Source organism: Streptomyces sp. NPDC104814 (assembly GCF_055583185.1).
In genome coordinates this window covers 573,583-590,812 of sequence record NZ_JBVJOL010000002.1, presented here as the reverse complement: position 1 = coordinate 590,812, position 17,230 = coordinate 573,583, and the positions used below count along the sequence as shown (strand labels likewise).

Here is a 17,230-nt window from a genome sequence, read left to right as displayed (position 1 = left end):
GCGGCGCCATCGTGGCTTGTCGCGCCCCGCGGCGGAGCCGCTGTGTGCACAGCCCCGCGCCCCTGAAGGCTGGCTCCCTCGCCGTCGGCTTAGCGTTGCTGTATGCCCTACTTCGATGCCGCTTCGGCCGCTCCTCTTCACCCCGTCGCTCGTCAGGCGTTGTTGGCCTCTTTGGATGAGGGGTGGGCGGATCCTGCCCGGCTGTACAGGGAAGGACGCAGGGCGCGGATGCTGCTGGACGCCTCGCGGGAGGCGGCGGCCGAGGTGGTGGGGTGCCGGGCCGACGAGCTGGTGTTCACCTCGTCGGGGACGCGGGCCGTCCATAGGGGGGTCGCGGGGGCGCTGGCCGGGCGGCGGCGCATCGGACGTCACCTGATCGTGTCCGCCGTCGAACACTCCTGCGTCCTCCATTCGGCCGAGACGCACCGGGCGGACGGGGGCACGGTGAGCGAGGTGGGCGTGGACCGGGGCGGCCGGGTGGACGCCTCCGCGTACGCCGCGGCCCTGCGGGAGGACACCGCGCTGGCCTGTCTGCAGACGGCGAATCACGAGGTGGGGACCGTGCAGCCGGTCGCCGAGGTGGCCGCGGCGTGCCGGGCGGCCGGGGTGCCGTTGCTGGTGGACGCGGCCCAGTCGCTGGCCTGGGGGCCCGTCGAGGGCGACTGGTCGCTGCTGGCGGCGAGCGCGCACAAGTGGGGCGGGCCGTCCGGCGTGGGGCTGCTGGCGGTGCGCAAGGGGGTGCGGTTCGCGACGCAAGGACCGGTGGACGAGCGGGAGTCGGGGCGGGTGGCCGGCTTCGAGAACATCCCGGCGATCGTGGCGGCGGCGGCCTCCCTGCGGGCCGTGCGCGCCGAGGCGGTCCAGGAGGCGGTACGGCTGCGGGAGCTGACGCGGCGGATCCGGGAGGCGGTGCCGCGGCTGGTGCCGGATGCGGAGGTGGTCGGCGACGCGGAGCGGCGGCTGCCGCACATCGTCACCTTCTCCTGTCTCTATGTCGACGGTGAGGCGCTGCTGCACGCGCTGGACCGGGCGGGTTTCTCCGTCTCGTCCGGTTCGTCCTGCACGTCGAGCACGCTGACGCCGAGCCATGTGCTGAAGGCGATGGGCGTGCTGAGCGAGGGCAACGTCCGCGTGTCGCTGCCGCCGGGGACGCCCGGGGAGGACGTCGAGCGGTTCCTCCAGGTGCTGCCCGAGGCGGTGGCCGGCGTACGGGAGCAGCTCGGGGCGCCGACGCCGGCCGCGACGGTGGTGGCCGAGGACGAACTGGTCGTGGACGCCCTCGGCAAGCGCTGCCCCCTCCCGGTGATCGAGCTGGCCAAGGTCATCGGCACGGTCCCGGTGGGCGGCACGGTCCGCGTCCTCTCCGACGACGAGGCGGCCCGCCTGGACATCCCGGCGTGGTGCGAGATGCGGGGCCAGGAGTACGCGGGCGAGGAGCCGGCGGAGAGGGGGACGGCGTATCTGGTGCGCCGGGTGAGCTGAGCGCCCCGCGGGGTGCGGGGCGTGTTTGTCAGCCCAGGTGCTTCTGGACCTCGGAGGCGGCCTCGTCGCCGTACGCCTTTGTGAAGCGCTCCATGAAGTGACCGCGGCGCAGCTGGTACTCCTGCGTGCCCACCGTCTCGATGACGAGGGTCGCCAGCATGCAGCCGACCTGCGCCGCCCGCTCCAGGGACACGCCCCACACCAGGCCCGACAGGAAGCCGGCCCGGAACGCGTCGCCGACGCCCGTCGGGTCGGCCTTGCGCTCCTCCTCCGGGCAGCCGACCTCGATCGCGCCCTCGCCGGCCTTCTCGATGCGCACGCCGCGCGCGCCGAGCGTGGTGACGCGGTGGCCGACGCGGGAGAGGATCTCCTCGTCGCTCCAGCCGGTCTTGGACTCGATGAGACCCTTCTCGTACTCGTTGGAGAACAGGTACGTCGCGCCGTCCAGCAGTATCCGGATCTCGTCGCCGCTCATCCGGGCGATCTGCTGGGAGAAGTCGGCCGCGAACGGGATCCCGCGGGAGCGGCACTCCTCCGTGTGGCGCAGCATCCCCTCGGGGTCGTCGGCGCCGATCAGGACGAGGTCGAGGCCGCCGACGCGGTCGGCGACGGTCTTGAGCTCGATGAGGCGGGCCTCGCTCATGGCACCGGTGTAGAAGGAGCCGATCTGGTTGTGGTCGGCGTCGGTGGTGCACACGAAGCGCGCCGTGTGCAGGGTCTCGGAGATCCGGACGGAGCCGGTGTCGACGCCGTGCCGGTCCAGCCAGGCCCGGTACTCGTCGAAGTCGGCGCCGGCGGCGCCGACGAGGACGGGCCGGGTGCCGAGCTGGCCCATGCCGAAGGCGATGTTGGCGCCGACCCCTCCGCGCCGTACGTCCAGCTGGTCGACCAGGAAGGAGAGCGAGACCGTGTGCAGCTGGTCCGCGACGAGCTGGTCGGCGAAGCGGCCGGGGAAGGTCATGAGGTGGTCGGTGGCGATGGAGCCGGTGACTGCGATGCGCACGGCGTGGACGCTCCTGTGTGGAGGGGGATTGACAGTTCACGCTACCCGTTTCCGGGCCGGCTGCGCAGTGGACGAAACTACCCGATAGTAGATCTTTCCCGGCCCCTCTGCCGGTGCCTACGGTTCCGCTATGACGAACCTCGAGTTCCCGCGCACCACACCCGCCGACCCGGAGGGCGGCCTGGCGTCGCTGATCGGTGACGGCGCCCGCATGGCTCCGCACTGGGCGGCGCCCGAGCGGGCCGCGTCCCGTCCGGTACCGCCGTCGCACATCCACGGCGTGCGGGTTCCGGACACCTCCGCCAGGCTGCTGGAGGCGATGTCGGACTACGGCGACTGACCGCGCGCGGGTCGCGCGACCCGTTCGGCGTACGGAAGCGTACGGAAGGGAGTGCGGAAGGGAACCGTACGCTCCCCCGCTGCGTCCCATCGCTGTCCCCCAGGAGGGGGACGGGCGATACGACCCTCCAGCAGCCCTCTTTGACAGGGCCTGGTCAGGGTTGAGGGACAGCTGCGCAGCCGAAGGAGCGATGCGGTGAACACCGAGCGACCCGACAACGACGACGCGCCGAGCGGGCCCGAGGAGCACGGGGCCGCGGGTGAGCGGGGTGCCGCGCGCCGGCGGTCCCCGCTGGCCGTCGCCTCCGTGGCGGCCGCCGTGCTGGTGGTCGGGGGTGGCGGGGCGTATCTCGCGGCGCATGCCGCCGGCGGCTCACAGGGGGCCGGGGCGTCCGGCAAGAACGGCTCGCCGACACCCCTGGCGCTCGACGACTACCCGGGCGGTGCCGGTGCGGGAGCCACGAGTCCCGGCGGGACGAACGGGATCGCGCCCGGGGAGCCGAATCCGTACGGCGTGACCTACCGGGCGGGCGGCAAGCTGCCCGAGGGCCCCTCCTCGGCGCCGGCCTACCGGGCGACGGGCGAGGTGTCCCGTGAGGACGTGGCCCGGCTGGCGAAGGCGCTCGGGGTGGACGGGGCGCCGGTGGCCGAGGGGCAGACCTGGCGGGTGGGCACCGGCAAGGACGGCGCCGGGCCGATGCTCCAGGTGAACCGGCAGGCGCCGGGGACGTGGACGTTCGCCCGGTTCGCGCCGGGCACCGACAACTGCAAGGGCTCGGTGTGCGCGCCGGGCGAGGCCCAGACCTCCGGTGACCCGGTGAGCGTGGCGGTGGCCGAGAAGGCGGCCGCGCCGGTGCTGAAGGCGGTGGGCCAGGACGACGCGAAGCTGGACGCGAGCCAGGTGATGGGCGTGCGCCGGGTGGTGAACGCCGACCCGCGGATCGGCGGGCTGCCCACCTACGGCTGGACGACCGGGGTCATCGTCGACGCCCGGGGACAGGTGACCGGCGGCAGCGGGATGCTGCGCACGCCGGTCAAGGCCGACACGTATCCCGTGCTGAGTGCGGAGCGGACGCTGGCGCTGATGAACGCGGCGCCGGGGACCGGCACCGAGCACCGGATGGGGATCGGCGGCTGCGCCAGTCCCGTACCGCTGAAGGACCGGCTGGAGGAGCCCTGCGGGCGGTCCCCGGGCACCGGGCAGCGGGAGGTGATCACCGTGCGCAAGGCGGTGTTCGGGCTGGCCACGCACTACTCCGCGGGGCGGCAGGTGCTGGTGCCGTCCTGGCTGTTCGAGGTACGGCCGCCGGGCGCCCAGGACGACTTCACGGTGACCTATCCGGCGCTCGACCCGAAGTTCCTGACCCCGTCCCGGCCGTCGACGCCGCCGTCGGCGCCCCCCGGTGAGCCGACCGGCCGGCCGAGCCCCCGGCCGACGGGGCCCGCGAACGGCTCGGCCCCGGCGCCGTACGGCGTGCGGGCGGAGGGCTACACGGCCGAGGGCAGGGAACTGACCGTGACGTTCACGGGCGGGGTGTGCGCGTCGTACGACGTGGCGGCGCGGGAGAGCGCCGACCGGGTGGTGGTGACGGTGACCGCGCATCCGTACAAGGACAAGATCTGCCCGATGATCGCGAAGTTCTACCACCGCACGGTGCAGCTGAAGGAGCCGCTGGGCGAGCGCAGGGTGGTCGGGCCGGACGGGCACGGAATCCCGCTGCAGAAGGTGGGCGCACGGCTGCCGGCCGACCCGCGGTAGCCGGTGCGACGGAAGGCGGCGACCCCCGGTGGGGGTCGCCGCCTTCCGCTGGATCGGCGGTGCCGGCGCGGCTCAGCTGAAGGAGTCGCCGCAGGCGCAGGAGCCGGTCGCGTTCGGGTTGTCGATCGTGAAGCCCTGCTTCTCGATGGTGTCCACGAAGTCGATGGTGGCGCCGCCGAGGTAGGGGGCGCTCATCCGGTCGGTGACGACCTTGACCCCGCCGAAGTCCTTGACGACGTCGCCGTCGAGGGACCGCTCGTCGAAGAAGAGCTGGTAACGCAGGCCGGAGCAGCCGCCGGGCTGGACGGCGACGCGCAGGGCGAGGTCGTCACGGCCTTCCTGGTCGAGCAGGGCCTTGACCTTGGACGCGGCGGCGTCGGTCAGGACGATGCCGTCGGTCACGGTGCTGGTCTCGTCCGATACGGACATCTACATCTCTCCAAGGTTGTACGGAGACTGCTTGCCGACGTGTGCAACCGGCAGGGCCGCGGATTCATTCCGGGACGTCCCCGGTTCTTTACGTCCTCGGCTCTTTTTCATGCTCGCACACGCGCCCGTGAGCGCACAGCGGCCCGCGGCGCGAGGGGACACCGGGGCATCGGGATTCACGTCACATCGACATGAGGGCCATCGTCAAACTGACGTGAAGCCGTTATGATATATAGCGTCAGTTAGACGAAAAGTAGAAAGGGTGCGTGTCGTGACCACCGCCCAGACCCCGGAGCTCGACGTGCAGCCGACTCCGCTCGCCCTGCTGCTGCTCGGCCGCGAGGCCGACCCGAAGAGCGAGCGGGGCGTCGAGTGCCCCGGTGACCTGCCGTCGCCGTCCGACCCCGACCTGGTCGAGCGCGCCCGCGCGGCCAAGGAGAAGCTCGGCGACAAGGTCTTCGTGCTCGGTCACCACTACCAGCGGGACGAGGTGATCCAGTTCGCGGACGTCACGGGCGACTCCTTCAAGCTGGCCCGCGACGCCGCCGCCCGGCCGGAGGCCGAGTACATCGTGTTCTGCGGTGTGCACTTCATGGCGGAGTCCGCGGACATCCTCACCTCCGACGACCAGAAGGTCGTCCTGCCCGACCTCGCCGCCGGCTGCTCGATGGCCGACATGGCGACGGCCGAGCAGGTGGCCGAGTGCTGGGACGTGCTGACCGAGGCCGGGATCGCCGAGCAGGTGGTGCCCGTCTCGTACATGAACTCCTCCGCCGACATCAAGGCCTTCACCGGCAAGCACGGCGGCACGATCTGCACCTCGTCCAACGCGCAGCGGGCCCTTCAGTGGGCCTTCGAGCAGGGCGAGAAGGTGCTCTTCCTGCCGGACCAGCACCTGGGCCGCAACACCGCGGTGCGGGACATGGGCATGTCGCTGGACGACTGCGTGCTCTACAACCCGCACAAGCCGAACGGCGGGCTCACCGCCGACGAGCTGCGCGCGGCGAAGATGATCCTGTGGCGCGGCCACTGCTCGGTGCACGGCCGCTTCAGCCTGGACTCGGTCAACGACGTGCGCGAGCGCATCCCCGGCGTGAACGTCCTCGTCCACCCCGAGTGCCGGCACGAGGTCGTCGCCGCGGCGGACTACGTCGGCTCGACCGAGTACATCATCAAGGCGCTGGAGGCCGCGCCGGCCGGCTCCAAGTGGGCCATCGGCACGGAGCTGAACCTGGTCCGCCGCCTGGCGAACCGTTTCGCTCCCGAGGGCAAGGAGATCGTCTTCCTCGACAAGACGGTCTGCTTCTGCTCCACGATGAACCGCATCGACCTGCCCCACCTGGTGTGGGCCCTGGAGTCCCTCGCCGACGGCAAGCTGGTCAACCGCATCGAGGTCGACAAGGAGACCGAGGCGTTCGCGAAGCTGGCACTGGAGCGGATGCTGGCGCTGCCGTAGCCGAGCCCGCCGATCCGGGTCACCCCGCCGCGGGCCTGCGGCCGGGGTGAGCCGGGTCGAGGGAGAAGACGGTGCCGTCCGGGGTGTCGACGACCAGGGCGCCGTCGTTCACCACCACCCCGGGCTTGGTCCAGCTGTCGCTGTCGACGCGGTCCGCCTGCGCGGAGGACTCCCACAACAAGGCCCCACCGCGCCCGTCCAGTGCGGCCACCCGCCCGTTCGCGCTGGCCAGGTACACGGTGCCGGTCCGCTCGTCGGCCAGGGCGTTCCCCGGCTGCTGCAGCGTCGTCGTGGTCTGCCACAGACGCCGGCCGGTCCCGGGCGACACGGCGGTGACCCGGCCGGTGGACCCGGCGACGTAGAGCCTGCCGTCCGCCAGCGTCAGCCCGCCCCGGTACTCCTCGGCCGCCTTGACGGACGTGCGCGCCCCGGTGACCGGATCCACCAGCACGAAGCGGGTCCAGGACACGTCGGAGGCGGGACCGGCGGCCGCGTCCTCCTCGTACTCGGCGAGGAGCAGCCGTCCCGAGACCGTGCCCATCAGGATCGCCCGGCCGGACGGCACGCGCAGACGGCGGGCCGAGCCGTCGGACGGATCGACGACGACGAGCTGCCCGTCCCCGGACCCGTAACTGCCGCACTGCGCGTACGGCCTGCCCTCCACGTCGCGCAGGGTGCAGTGCTCGCTGGCCGGCAGGGTCAGCGTCCACCGCTTGCTGCCGTCCCGCGGTGACCTCGCCGTCACCGTGCGGCCGTCGCCCTCCGGGGTGAGCACCAGACCTGCGGCCATCGCCGGCCCGACGTCGTCGGCGGTCACCTCCCGTGACCACACCTGCCGGCCGGTGCGCGTGTCCAGTGCCACGACCTTGGTGACGGTGGGGCTCTGCGAAACGCTGCTGACCGTCTGCACCGCCACCACGACCCCGTCGCGCACGCCGAGCACATGGGACTCGTACCGGTTGAGGGGCAGTCCGTGCGGCAGGGCGGCCCGCCAGCGGATCGCACCGGTGCGGCCGTCGATCCGCTTGGGGCGGACCGCGGAACCGCCGCAGTAGAGGTCGCCCCCGCTCGCCCGGCAGGACGCCGCGTCCATCATCCCGCCGCTGAGCATCCGCGATCCGTCCTCGCCCCCCGTGGCGGGGTCGTGCAGGGACGACTTCCACGGATGCCAGCCCTGCGGCACCGTCCCCCACCGCGCGGCCGGCGAAGCCGTCGCGGACGACCGGGCCGCGGTGCGCTCGGTGCCGTCGGCACCTCCCCACACCAGATACGCCGTGAGCGCCAGGCCGACCGTGCCGCAGCCCGCAGCCGACATCAGGAGCGTACGGCGACGGCGCCTCGGGCGCGGCAGCCCGCCGTCGGCCTTGGGGACCGCGGGACGGCTCAGGTGCACCGTGAGCCGGTCGTCCACCGCCTCCTCGGGCAGCACGGCGGCGAACTCCCGGGCGAGCACGTCCAGTGCGGGCCGATCGCCCGGTTCCTTGGCCAGGCAGCGGCCCAGCACCTCCCGCAGCGGCCCCGGTACGGCCGTCAGCTCCGGCTCCTCGTGCAGCACCCGGTACGCCGTCAGATACGGGCTGTCGGTGTCGAAGGGACCGCGCCCGGACACCGCGAACACCAGCAGCGCGCCCAGCGAGAAGACGTCCGACGCCGGGCCCACCGACCGGGCGTCCGTGAGCTGTTCCGGCGACATGAACGGCGGGGTGCCCATCAGATGCCCGGTCTCGGTCAGCGTCTGGTCGCCCGCGGCCCGGGAGATGCCGAAGTCGATGACCCGGGGCCCGTCGTCGGCCATCAGGACGTTGCCGGGCTTGAGGTCACGGTGCACCACCCCGGCGCGGTGGATGTCCCGCAGCGCCTCCACCAGCCCCAGCGCCAGGCTCCGCAACGCGGGCCCCACGATCGCGCCCTGACTGCGGATCAGCGAGGCCAGCGACGGCCCCGGCACGTACTGCGTGGCCATCCACGGCCGCGCGGCCTCCGGGTCGGCGTCCACCACGGGCGCGGTGAACGCGCCGCTCACCTTGCGGACGGCGGCGATCTCCTGCCGGAAACGGGCCCGGAACACGCCGTCCGCGGCGTACTGGGCGTGCACCACCTTGACGGCGACCTCACGGCCCGAGCGCGACCGGCCGTGGTAGACGACACCCATGCCGCCCGCCCCGAGCCGGTCGACGATCCGGTACCCGCCGACCGACCTCGGGTCATCCTTGCGCAGCGGCACCGCTCCCCCACTCCCCTTCCCCCGTCGAGCAGTTCAGGGTCACAGGATAGGCAGCGGTGCCGCCGCGGCGGCCGGGGGTCAGACCCCGGCCGGTGCCGGCTTCTCCTCCGGCTTCCCCGCGGGCTTCGCCTCCCGCTTGGCCTCCCGCTTCTTCGCGCGGCGCTCCTTGCGCAGTTCCAGCATCGCGTAGAGCGTCGGGACGAGGAGGAGGGTCAGCAGGGTGGAGGTGATCAGGCCGCCGATGACGACCACGGCGAGCGGCTGGGCGATGAAGCCGCCCTCGCCGGTGACGCCGAGGGCCATCGGGAGCAGGGCGAAGATCGTCGCCAGTGCCGTCATCAGGATGGGACGCAGGCGGTGGCGGCCGCCCTCGATCACGGCCTCGACAACGCCGTGACCCTGGCCGCGGTACTGGTTGATCAGGTCGATCAGGACGATCGCGTTCGTCACCACGATGCCGATCAGCATCAGCATGCCGATCATCGCGGGGACGCCCATCGGGGTGCCGGTGGCGACCAGCAGACCGAGCGCGCCCGTCGCCGCGAACGGGATGGACACCAGCAGGATCAGCGGCTGGGCCAGCGAACGGAACGTCGCGACCAGCAGCATGAAGACGATCGCGATCGCCGCGAGCATGGCCAGGCCGAGGTTCTTGAAGGCGTCGTCCTGGTCCTGCGTGACGCCGCCGATCTCGGCCGTCGCCCCCGCCGGGAGCTTCAGCGCCTTGATCTTCGACTGGAGGTCCGCGCTGACCGCGCCGGTGTTGTCGGCGGTCGGCTTGGCGGTGACGGTCGCCGCGCGCTGCCCGTCGATACGGGTCATGGAGACGGGCCCGTCCACCAGCTTCACATCGGCGATGTCACCGAGCTTCACCGGGCCGAGGCGCAGGTTCCGCAGCTCGGCGAGGGTCTTCGCCGGCTTGGCGGAGGTGATGACGACGTCCCGCTCGGTGTCGTCGAGGATCGCCTTGGCGGCCGGCGTGCCGCGCACGGCCTGCCCGACCGCCGCGCCCAGGCTCTGGTCGTCGAAGCCGGCCGCGGCCGCCTTGGCGTTCGCCTTCACCGAGATGCGCGGCACGCTCTGCGAGAGGTCGCTGGTGACGTCCGTGACGTCGTCCAGCGAGGCGACGGTCTTGCGGACCTGCTCGGCGGCGGTGCGCAGGACACCGGCGTCGGCGGCCTTCACGACCACGCTGAGGTCCTGGCTGCCGAAGCCGTCGCCGGCGGACACGGTGGTCGAGCCGATGCCGTCGAGCTTCTTCAGACCGGCTTCGATGCGCTCCTGCACGTCGTCGTACGTCGCGGAGTCCTTCAGCATCACCTGGTACGAGGCCTGGTTGCTGTCGGTGCCGCCGCCGAAGGCCGCCATGAAGCCGGAGGAGCCGATGGTGACCTGGTAGTCCTTGACGCCCTCGGTGGAGGCCAGCAGGTGCTCGACCTTCTTCGCCTGCGCGTCGGTCGCGGCCAGGCTGGTGCCCGGCCGGAGCTTCTGCTTGAGGGTGAGGACCTTCTGGTCGCCGGAGTCGAAGAAGTTCGTCTTCAGCAGCGGCGCCATGCCGAAGGTGGCGACGAGGACGACGACCGCGATGAGCACGCTGGTGAGGCGGCGGCGGGTGGCGAAGCGCAGGACGGGGACGTAGAAGCGCTGGAGGCGGCTGTTCGCCTCCTTCTCCTCGGCCTTGCGGCGGGCCTCCTCGGCGTCCTCGGGCGTGCCCTTCGGGGCGCGCAGGAACCAGAACGACAGCACCGGCACGACCGTCAGCGAGACCACGAGGGAGGCCAGCAGGGCCGCCGTCACGGTGATGCTGAACGAGCCGAACAAGGCGCCCACCATGCCGCCGACCAGGCCGATCGGCAGGAACACGGCGACCGTGGTGAGGGTGGAGGAGGTGACCGCACCCGCGACCTCGCGCACCGCGGTCAGGATCGCCTCCTGGCGCTCCTCGCCGTAGCCGAGGTGGCGCTTGATGTTCTCCAGGACCACGATCGAGTCGTCGACGACCCGGCCGATGGCGATGGTCAGCGCGCCCAGGGTGAGCATGTTCAGGGAGAGGTCACGCGTCCACAGCACGATCAGCGCCAGGACCACCGAGAGCGGGATGCTGACCGCGGTGACCAGGGTGGAGCGGATCGACGCCAGGAAGACCAGGATCACCAGGACGGCGAAGAGCAGCCCGAGCGCGCCCTCGGTGGTCAGGCCGGAGATCGACTTGGACACCGCCGGGCCCTGGTCGCTGACGACGGTGATCGTCGCGTCCTTGCCGAGGTCCTTGCGCAGGTCCGGGAGCTTGTCGTTGACCGCGTCGGAGATCGCCACCGCGCTGCCGTCGTGGTCCATGGTGGCCATCACGGCGAGGCTGGGCTTGCCGTCGGTGCGGGTGATGGAGTCCGCCGGGGCCTCCTGCTGCTTCACCGTCGCCACGTCGGCGAGCCGGACCGGCCGGTGACCGTCCCGGGCGGGGATCGTCAGGTTCTGGATCTGCTCCAGGGAGGTGAAGCCGCCGCCGACCTGGACGGTGCGGTTGTGGCCGCCCTCGTCGAAGGCACCGGCCGGCAGCGTCGCGCCGCCCGCCTGGAGGGCCTGGGCGAGGGACTGCACGGTCAGGCCCGCCGCGGCCAGCTCGGCGTCGTCCGGGGTGACGGCGACCCGGAGATCGCGTACGCCGCTGACGGTGACCTGGCCGACGCCGTCGATGTCCTTCAGCGCCGGGACGACGGTCTTGTCGAGCTGGTCGGCGAGGGCCTGCTGGTCCTTGCCGGAGGTGACGGCGAGGACGACGGTCGGCATGTCGTCGGTGGAGCCGGCCACGACCTGCGGGTCGACGGCGTCCGGGAGCTGGACGCGGGCGCGGTTCACGGCCTGCTGGACGTCGGCGACGATCCGCTTGGTGTCGTTGCCGTAGTCGAAGGACGCCATGATCACGGCGTTGCCCTCGCCGGCCTTGGAGGTGACGCCGGTGATGCCGTCGACGGCGTCGAGGCGGTCCTCGATCGGCTCGACGACCTGCTTCTCGACGACGTCCGGGGAGGCGCCCTGGTAGGGAGCGACGATGGAGACCATCGGCAGTTCGATGGTGGGCAGGAGCTGCTGTTTCAGCTGCGGGATGGCGATCGCGCCGAACACGAGCGCGATGAGGGATATCAGGCCTATCAGGGCACGTTGTGCCAGGCTGAATCGGGACAGCCAGGACATGGCGTCAGGGTCTTCCTTCTGTGAGCGGCAGAAGCGGTGGCTTCTGCGAGCGGCAGAAGCGTGGCCCTCTCACCTTGTGGCATGCCGGGTGCTCTTCCCGTAGGCCGCAGGTCCCGTTTCCTTATGCGGGGCATACTCCGAGTGCAGTACGGCCGGGTTGAGGTCACTCCACCCTCGGACGGACCAGGCCGGACTCGTAGGCGATCACCACGAGCTGGGCGCGGTCACGGGCGCCGAGCTTGGCCATGGCCCGGTTGACGTGCGTCTTCACGGTGAGCGGACTGACCTCGAGGCGTTCGGCGATCTCGTCGTTGGAGTGGCCGCCGGCGACCTGTACCAGCACCTCGCGCTCGCGGACGGTGAGCGCGGCGAGGCGGTCGGCGCGGGCCGGGTCGCGGTCGCCGTCGCCGTCCCCGGGAACGCTCTGGGCGAGGAAGCGGGCGATGAGACCGCGGGTGGCGGCCGGGGAGAGCAGGGCCTCGCCGGCGGCGGCGACGCGGATGGCGTTGAGGAGTTCTTCGGGTTCGGAGCCCTTGCCGAGGAAGCCGGAGGCTCCGGCGCGCAGCGACTGCACGACGTAGTCGTCGACCTCGAAGGTCGTGAGGATCACGACGCGGACGCCGGCCAGGTCGGGGTCGGCGCTGATCAGACGGGTGGCGGCGAGGCCGTCGGTGCCGGGCATGCGGATGTCCATGAGGACGACGTCGGCGCGGTGCTCCTTGGCGAGGGTGACGGCTTCGGCACCGTCGGAGGCCTCACCGACGACCTCCATGTCGGGCTCGGAGTCGACGAGCACCCGAAAGGCACTGCGCAACAGGGCCTGGTCGTCGGCGAGGAGAACACGGATGGGGGTGGTCATGGGGGCCAGGATTTCACGGAGACGGGAGTGGGGGGCGTGTCCACCTGCCCGACCGCAGCACGCCCAGGGGCGCGGAGTGGGAGTGCGGAACGTGTTCACTTGCCTGACCGCAGCACACCCAGGGGCGCGGGGAACTGCGCGACCAGCCACGACCCACCCGCACAGGCCGCCGCAGGCGAACCGGCCCCGACGGGGCACCACCCGCCCGCCGCAGGCGAACCGGCCCCCACGGGGCCCCACCCGCACAGCCCGCCGCAGGCGAACGGCGCGCGGGACACGGGCTCACTCCGGACCAGACACCCCCGGAGGGTTCAGCGGCAGCGTCGCGTGGACCCGGAACCCCCCTCCGTACCGAGGCGTAGCCGTCAGCGTGCCGCCCAGGGCCGTCGTGCGTTCGCGCATGCCCAGGAGGCCGTGGCCGCCGCCGGGGGCGGGCGCCGGCGCCTCGTTGCCCGCGCCGTCGTCGAGGACCGTGATCTCGATGCGGGGGCCCACCCGCACCACGCTGACCTCGGCCTTCGCCCCGGTGCCCGCGTGTTTGTGCACATTGGTGAGCGCCTCCTGGATGATCCGGTAGGCGGCCAGGCCGACGGCGGCCGGCACGGTGGTGTCCTGGTCCGCCCGGACCACCTCCACGTGCAGGCCCGCGTTGCGGAACGTGCCGGCGAGTTCGTCGAGGCGGTCCAGGCCGGGCGCCGGCTCGGTGGGGGCCTCGGGGTCGCCGGACTGCCGGAGCAGGCCAACCGTGGCACGCAGTTCGTTCAGCGCGCTGCGGCTGGCCTCACGGACGTGGGCCAGGGCTTCCTTGGCCTGGTCGGGGCGTTTGTCCATGACATGCGCGGCGACTCCGGCCTGCACGTTGACCAGGGCGATGTGGTGGGCGACCACGTCGTGCAGGTCACGGGCGATGCGCAGGCGTTCCTCGGCGACGCGGCGCCGGGCCTCCTCCTCACGGGTGCGTTCGGCGCGTTCGGCCCGTTCGCGGATCGCGTGCACGAAGGCGTGCCGGCTGCGGACCGCGTCCCCGGCGGCCGCGGCCATACCGGTCCAGGCGAAGATGCCGAGGTTCTCCTGCGCGTACCAGGGCAGCGGGCCGGCGAGCATCGCGGCGCCGGTGAGGACGGTCATCGTCAGCAGGCCGACCCGCCAGGTCGTGGGGCGGTCGGTCGTCGCGGCCACCGTGTAGAGGGCGACCACGGCGGACATCGCGACGGGGGCGCGCGGATCGCTGGTGACGCATTCGACGACCGCGACCGTGCCCGTGACCAGGAGGACCCTCAGCGGGGCCCGGCGCCGGGCCACCAGCGCCGCCGCGCCGATCGTCATGAGCAGGAGGCTGAGCGGGTCGGGGCTGCGGACGCCCCAGGTCACGCCGTTCTCGCCGTGCGGGTCCACGAAGGAGCCGGCGACCATGCAGAGCAGCACCCCGGCGGCCAGCGCCGCGTCGAACGCCGCGGGGTGCGCCTTGAGCCGGCAGCGGGCGCGGTCGAGGGTACGGGGGGTGCTCACGCCTGAGTACGGTACGGCGTCCCGGTGCCGGGCGGCAGCGGGACGCCGTGACCGGTCGTCGTCAGCCGGGGATCAGCCCGTCGTCGCTGAGCAGCTCACGGACCTCATCCAGCGTGGCCTCGGCCGCGGGGAGGATCAGGTCGGACGGCTCCAGGGAGTCGTCGGGCAGCGGTGTGCCGAGATCGCGCACCTTGGTCAGCAGGGCCGTCAGGGTGCGGCGGAAGCCGGGGCCGTCGCCCTTCTCCATCTCGGCCAGGAGTTCGTCGTCCAGCTTGTTGAGTTCGGTGAGGTGGCTGTCCGCCAGCCTCACCTGCCCCTCCCCCATGATCCGTACGATCATGTCGGCCATGTCGCCCTCCGGGCTCTCGGCGCTCGCCTACTGCTTGTCGAAGCGCGGGGTGTTCTGCGGCTGCTGCTGGGGCTGCGCCTGGCCGTTGCCGCCCTCGAGGGCCTGCCGGTCCGCGGACGTGCCGCCGGCCAGCTCGGCCTTCATGCGCTGCAGCTCCAGCTCTACATCCGTACCACCCGAGAGCCGGTCCAGCTCGGCCTGGAGGTCGTCCTTGTGCATCCCGGACGGGTCGTCCAGGGCGCCGGAGGCCAGCAGCTCGTCCAGCGCGCCGGCGCGGGCCTGCAGCTGAGCGGTCTTGTCCTCGGCCCGCTGGATGGCCAGGCCGACGTCGCCCATCTCCTCGGAGATGCCGGAGAACGCCTCGCCGATGCGGGTCTGGGCCTGGGCGGCGGTGTAGGTGGCCTTGATGGTCTCCTTCTTGGTGCGGAAGGCGTCGACCTTGGCCTGCAGCCGCTGGGCCGCCAGGGTGAGCTTCTCCTCCTCGCCCTGGAGGGTCGCGTGCTGCGTCTCGAGGTCCGTCACCTGCTGCTGGAGGGCGGCCTTGCGGGACAGCGCCTCGCGGGCGAGGTCCTCGCGGCCCAGGGCGAGCGCCTTGCGGCCCTGGTCCTCCAGCTTGGTGGACTGCTGCTGCAGCTGGTTCAGCTGGAGCTCCAGACGCTTGCGGGAGGTGGCCACGTCCGCGACGCCGCGGCGGACCTTCTGGAGCAGCTCCAGCTGCTTCTGGTACGAGTAATCGAGGGTCTCGCGCGGGTCCTCGGCCCGGTCAAGGGCCTTGTTCGCCTTCGCGCGGAAGATCATCCCCATACGCTTCATGACACCGCTCATGGGCTTCGCGCGCCCCCTTCTGACGGACTTAAGGCTCCAGCTCTGCGACAAGACCCACAGTACGGGCCCTGCCTCCATTGACGCACTGTTCGGGGACTGATGCGCTCATCCCCAAGGACGACTGCGGTGGACAGCGCTCCGGCGGAGGGAGGAGAGCGGACCCCGACCGCGGCGTCCCACGGTGCCCCTTCTGTCCTTGTACAGACGTCTGGTGTTGCGGGATCGTTCCCCAGCGGGCTGGGGTCCATGCCCGTCATGCCCTTACCCTTGGTTTTTGTGTTCCGTAGCCGTGCCAAGGAAGAGAAGGTCCCCGGCGCCGACCAGGCGGCGGTAGACCTCTCCAAGCAGCCCCGCGACCCGCAGGCCCCGAAGGGCAGGCCCACTCCCAAGCGGAGTGAGGCCCGTTCCCAGCGCCGCAGCGTCGCCACCACGCCGACGAATCGCAAGGAGGCCGCCAAGCGGCAGCGCGACGAGCGCCGCGTCGCGATGGAGCGCCAGCGCCAGGCGCTGGCCAGCGGTGACGAGCGCTATCTGCCCGCCCGGGACAAGGGCCCGGTGCGCCGCTTCGCGCGCGACTTCATCGACTCGCGGTTCAACATCGCGGAGTTCTTCCTCCCGATGGCCGTGGTCATCCTCGTGCTGAGCATGGTCCGGGTGGGCTCGCTGCAGAGCATCGCGCTGCTGCTGTGGCTGGTCGTGATCGTGCTGATCGTGCTCGACTCGATCGTCTCGGCGTTCCGCCTGAAGAAGCGCCTCGCCGAGCGCTTCCCCGACACGCCCAAGCGCGGCGCGGTGGCCTACGCCCTGATGCGCTCGCTGCAGATGCGCCGGCTCCGGCTGCCCAAGCCGCAGGTCAAGCGCGGAGAGCGGCCCTGAGCACGACACCGTTCACCGGGGGCGCGGCCGAGGCCTGGCTGAGCAAGCTGGGCGGGCTGCGGGACGTCGTCCGCCAGGAGCTGGTGGCACGGCAGCTGGACGAGCAGATAGCCGGGCGCTTCCCGGTCGGGCAGCGGCTGCGGGTGCTCGACGTGGGGATGGGCCAGGGCACGCAGGCGCTGCGGCTGGCCCGGGCCGGGCACAAGGTGACCGGTCTGGAGCAGGACCGCACGATGATCGCCACGGCTCGTGAGGTGCTCGCCGGCGAGCCGGAGGGCATCCGGGAGCGGATGCGGATCATCGAGGGGGACGGCCGGGACACCGGCGTGCACTTCCTGCCGGGCAGCTTCGACGTGGTGCTGTGCCACGGTGTGCTGATGTACGTCGAGGAGCCCGACCCGCTCCTCGCGGGGCTGGCCCGGATGCTCGCCCCGGGCGGGCTGCTGTCGCTGCTGGTGCGCAACGGCGACGCGCTGGCGATGCGGCCCGGCCTGTCCGGCGACTGGGCCGGGGCGCTGACCGCGTTCGACACCACCGCCTACCGCAACCGTCTCGGCATGGACGTACGCGCCGACCGGCTGGCGACGCTGACGGCCACCCTCGCCGGGATCGGCGCGCCTCTGCACAGCTGGTACGGCGTGCGGGTCTTCACCGACACGGCGGCGGACGGCGCCGAGGCGCCCGCCGACCTCGACACCCTGCTGACGGTCGAGGAGAAGGCCGGCCGCACGGACCCCTACCGGGGCGTCGCGGCACTGCTGCACCTGTGCGGGGTCCGCGGCTGACACCCACGGCGGCCCGACGCACGGGCCGCTGCGGGTCGGTTGTACGCGGCCGACACCCGCGCCCGCCCGACGCCACGGGCCACTGCGGGTCGCCGGCGGCCGGACCAGCGCCCCGCACCCGCGTGCGCCAGAGGCCGGGGCCC

At 72.4% G+C, this 17,230-nt stretch carries 14 protein-coding genes; 6 read left to right on the top strand and 8 right to left on the bottom strand.

Annotation, left to right across the window (positions count from 1 at the left end):
• The first annotated feature begins 102 nt into the window (after positions 1-102).
• Positions 103-1,482 carry an aminotransferase class V-fold PLP-dependent enzyme gene (locus ACZ64A_RS11220; protein WP_469809716.1) on the top strand — a complete coding sequence of 460 codons (1,380 nt, stop codon included), beginning with the start codon at positions 103-105 and terminating at the stop codon, positions 1,480-1,482.
• Between the two features lie 28 nt (positions 1,483-1,510).
• On the opposite strand, the gene ACZ64A_RS11215 is transcribed toward ACZ64A_RS11220, so the two are convergent.
• Complete coding sequence (locus ACZ64A_RS11215) at positions 1,511-2,485, bottom strand: carbohydrate kinase family protein (RefSeq protein ID WP_469809715.1); 975 nt, start codon at positions 2,483-2,485, stop codon at positions 1,511-1,513.
• Between the two features lie 130 nt (positions 2,486-2,615).
• On the opposite strand from ACZ64A_RS11215, the gene ACZ64A_RS11210 reads away from it, so the two are divergent.
• Together ACZ64A_RS11210 and ACZ64A_RS11205 are read left to right on the top strand one after the other, a co-directional pair.
• Positions 2,616-2,825 carry a hypothetical protein gene (locus ACZ64A_RS11210; RefSeq protein ID WP_469809713.1) on the top strand — a complete coding sequence of 70 codons (210 nt, stop codon included), beginning with the start codon at positions 2,616-2,618 and terminating at the stop codon, positions 2,823-2,825.
• A gap of 195 nt (positions 2,826-3,020) precedes the next feature.
• Positions 3,021-4,583, top strand: a complete 1,563-nt coding sequence (locus ACZ64A_RS11205) for a hypothetical protein (RefSeq protein WP_469809712.1) — start codon at positions 3,021-3,023, stop codon at positions 4,581-4,583.
• Between the two features lie 72 nt (positions 4,584-4,655).
• Here ACZ64A_RS11205 and erpA read toward each other — a convergent pair whose 3' ends face one another.
• Entirely contained in the window at positions 4,656-5,012 is a 357-nt protein-coding gene (gene erpA / locus ACZ64A_RS11200) for an iron-sulfur cluster insertion protein ErpA (protein ID WP_009188190.1), read from the bottom strand.
• A 271-nt stretch (positions 5,013-5,283) separates the two neighbouring features.
• On the opposite strand from erpA, the gene nadA reads away from it, so the two are divergent.
• The gene (nadA, locus tag ACZ64A_RS11195; protein ID WP_469809711.1) at positions 5,284-6,468 is read left to right on the top strand and encodes a quinolinate synthase NadA; all 1,185 of its coding nucleotides are present in this window, start codon (positions 5,284-5,286) and stop codon (positions 6,466-6,468) included.
• A gap of 19 nt (positions 6,469-6,487) precedes the next feature.
• Here nadA and ACZ64A_RS11190 read toward each other — a convergent pair whose 3' ends face one another.
• From ACZ64A_RS11190 to ACZ64A_RS11165, 6 genes are all read right to left on the bottom strand, one after another.
• Positions 6,488-8,692: a protein kinase domain-containing protein gene (locus ACZ64A_RS11190; protein WP_469809709.1), complete on the bottom strand. Its 2,205-nt coding sequence runs from the start codon at positions 8,690-8,692 to the stop codon at positions 6,488-6,490.
• A 78-nt stretch (positions 8,693-8,770) separates the two neighbouring features.
• Complete coding sequence (locus ACZ64A_RS11185; protein WP_469809708.1) at positions 8,771-11,884, bottom strand: efflux RND transporter permease subunit; 3,114 nt, start codon at positions 11,882-11,884, stop codon at positions 8,771-8,773.
• Between the two features lie 163 nt (positions 11,885-12,047).
• Positions 12,048-12,743 carry a response regulator gene (locus ACZ64A_RS11180; protein WP_469809707.1) on the bottom strand — a complete coding sequence of 232 codons (696 nt, stop codon included), beginning with the start codon at positions 12,741-12,743 and terminating at the stop codon, positions 12,048-12,050.
• Between the two features lie 282 nt (positions 12,744-13,025).
• A complete protein-coding gene (locus tag ACZ64A_RS11175) occupies positions 13,026-14,252 on the bottom strand; it encodes a sensor histidine kinase (protein ID WP_469809706.1) in 1,227 nt (408 codons plus the stop codon).
• A gap of 61 nt (positions 14,253-14,313) precedes the next feature.
• On the bottom strand, positions 14,314-14,592 hold the full coding sequence (gene pspAA / locus ACZ64A_RS11170) for a PspA-associated protein PspAA (protein WP_469810171.1): 279 nt from the start codon (positions 14,590-14,592) through the stop codon (positions 14,314-14,316).
• A gap of 36 nt (positions 14,593-14,628) precedes the next feature.
• Positions 14,629-15,414, bottom strand: a complete 786-nt coding sequence (locus tag ACZ64A_RS11165; protein ID WP_469809705.1) for a PspA/IM30 family protein — start codon at positions 15,412-15,414, stop codon at positions 14,629-14,631.
• Positions 15,415-15,672: 258 nt separating this feature from the next.
• Here ACZ64A_RS11165 and ACZ64A_RS11160 point away from each other — a divergent pair, with 258 nt between their 5' ends.
• Together ACZ64A_RS11160 and ACZ64A_RS11155 are read left to right on the top strand one after the other, a co-directional pair.
• Positions 15,673-16,302 carry a DUF3043 domain-containing protein gene (locus ACZ64A_RS11160; protein ID WP_469809704.1) on the top strand — a complete coding sequence of 210 codons (630 nt, stop codon included), beginning with the start codon at positions 15,673-15,675 and terminating at the stop codon, positions 16,300-16,302.
• An 83-nt stretch (positions 16,303-16,385) separates the two neighbouring features.
• Complete coding sequence (locus tag ACZ64A_RS11155) at positions 16,386-17,087, top strand: class I SAM-dependent methyltransferase (protein ID WP_469809703.1); 702 nt, start codon at positions 16,386-16,388, stop codon at positions 17,085-17,087.
• Positions 17,088-17,230: the final 143 nt, after the last annotated feature.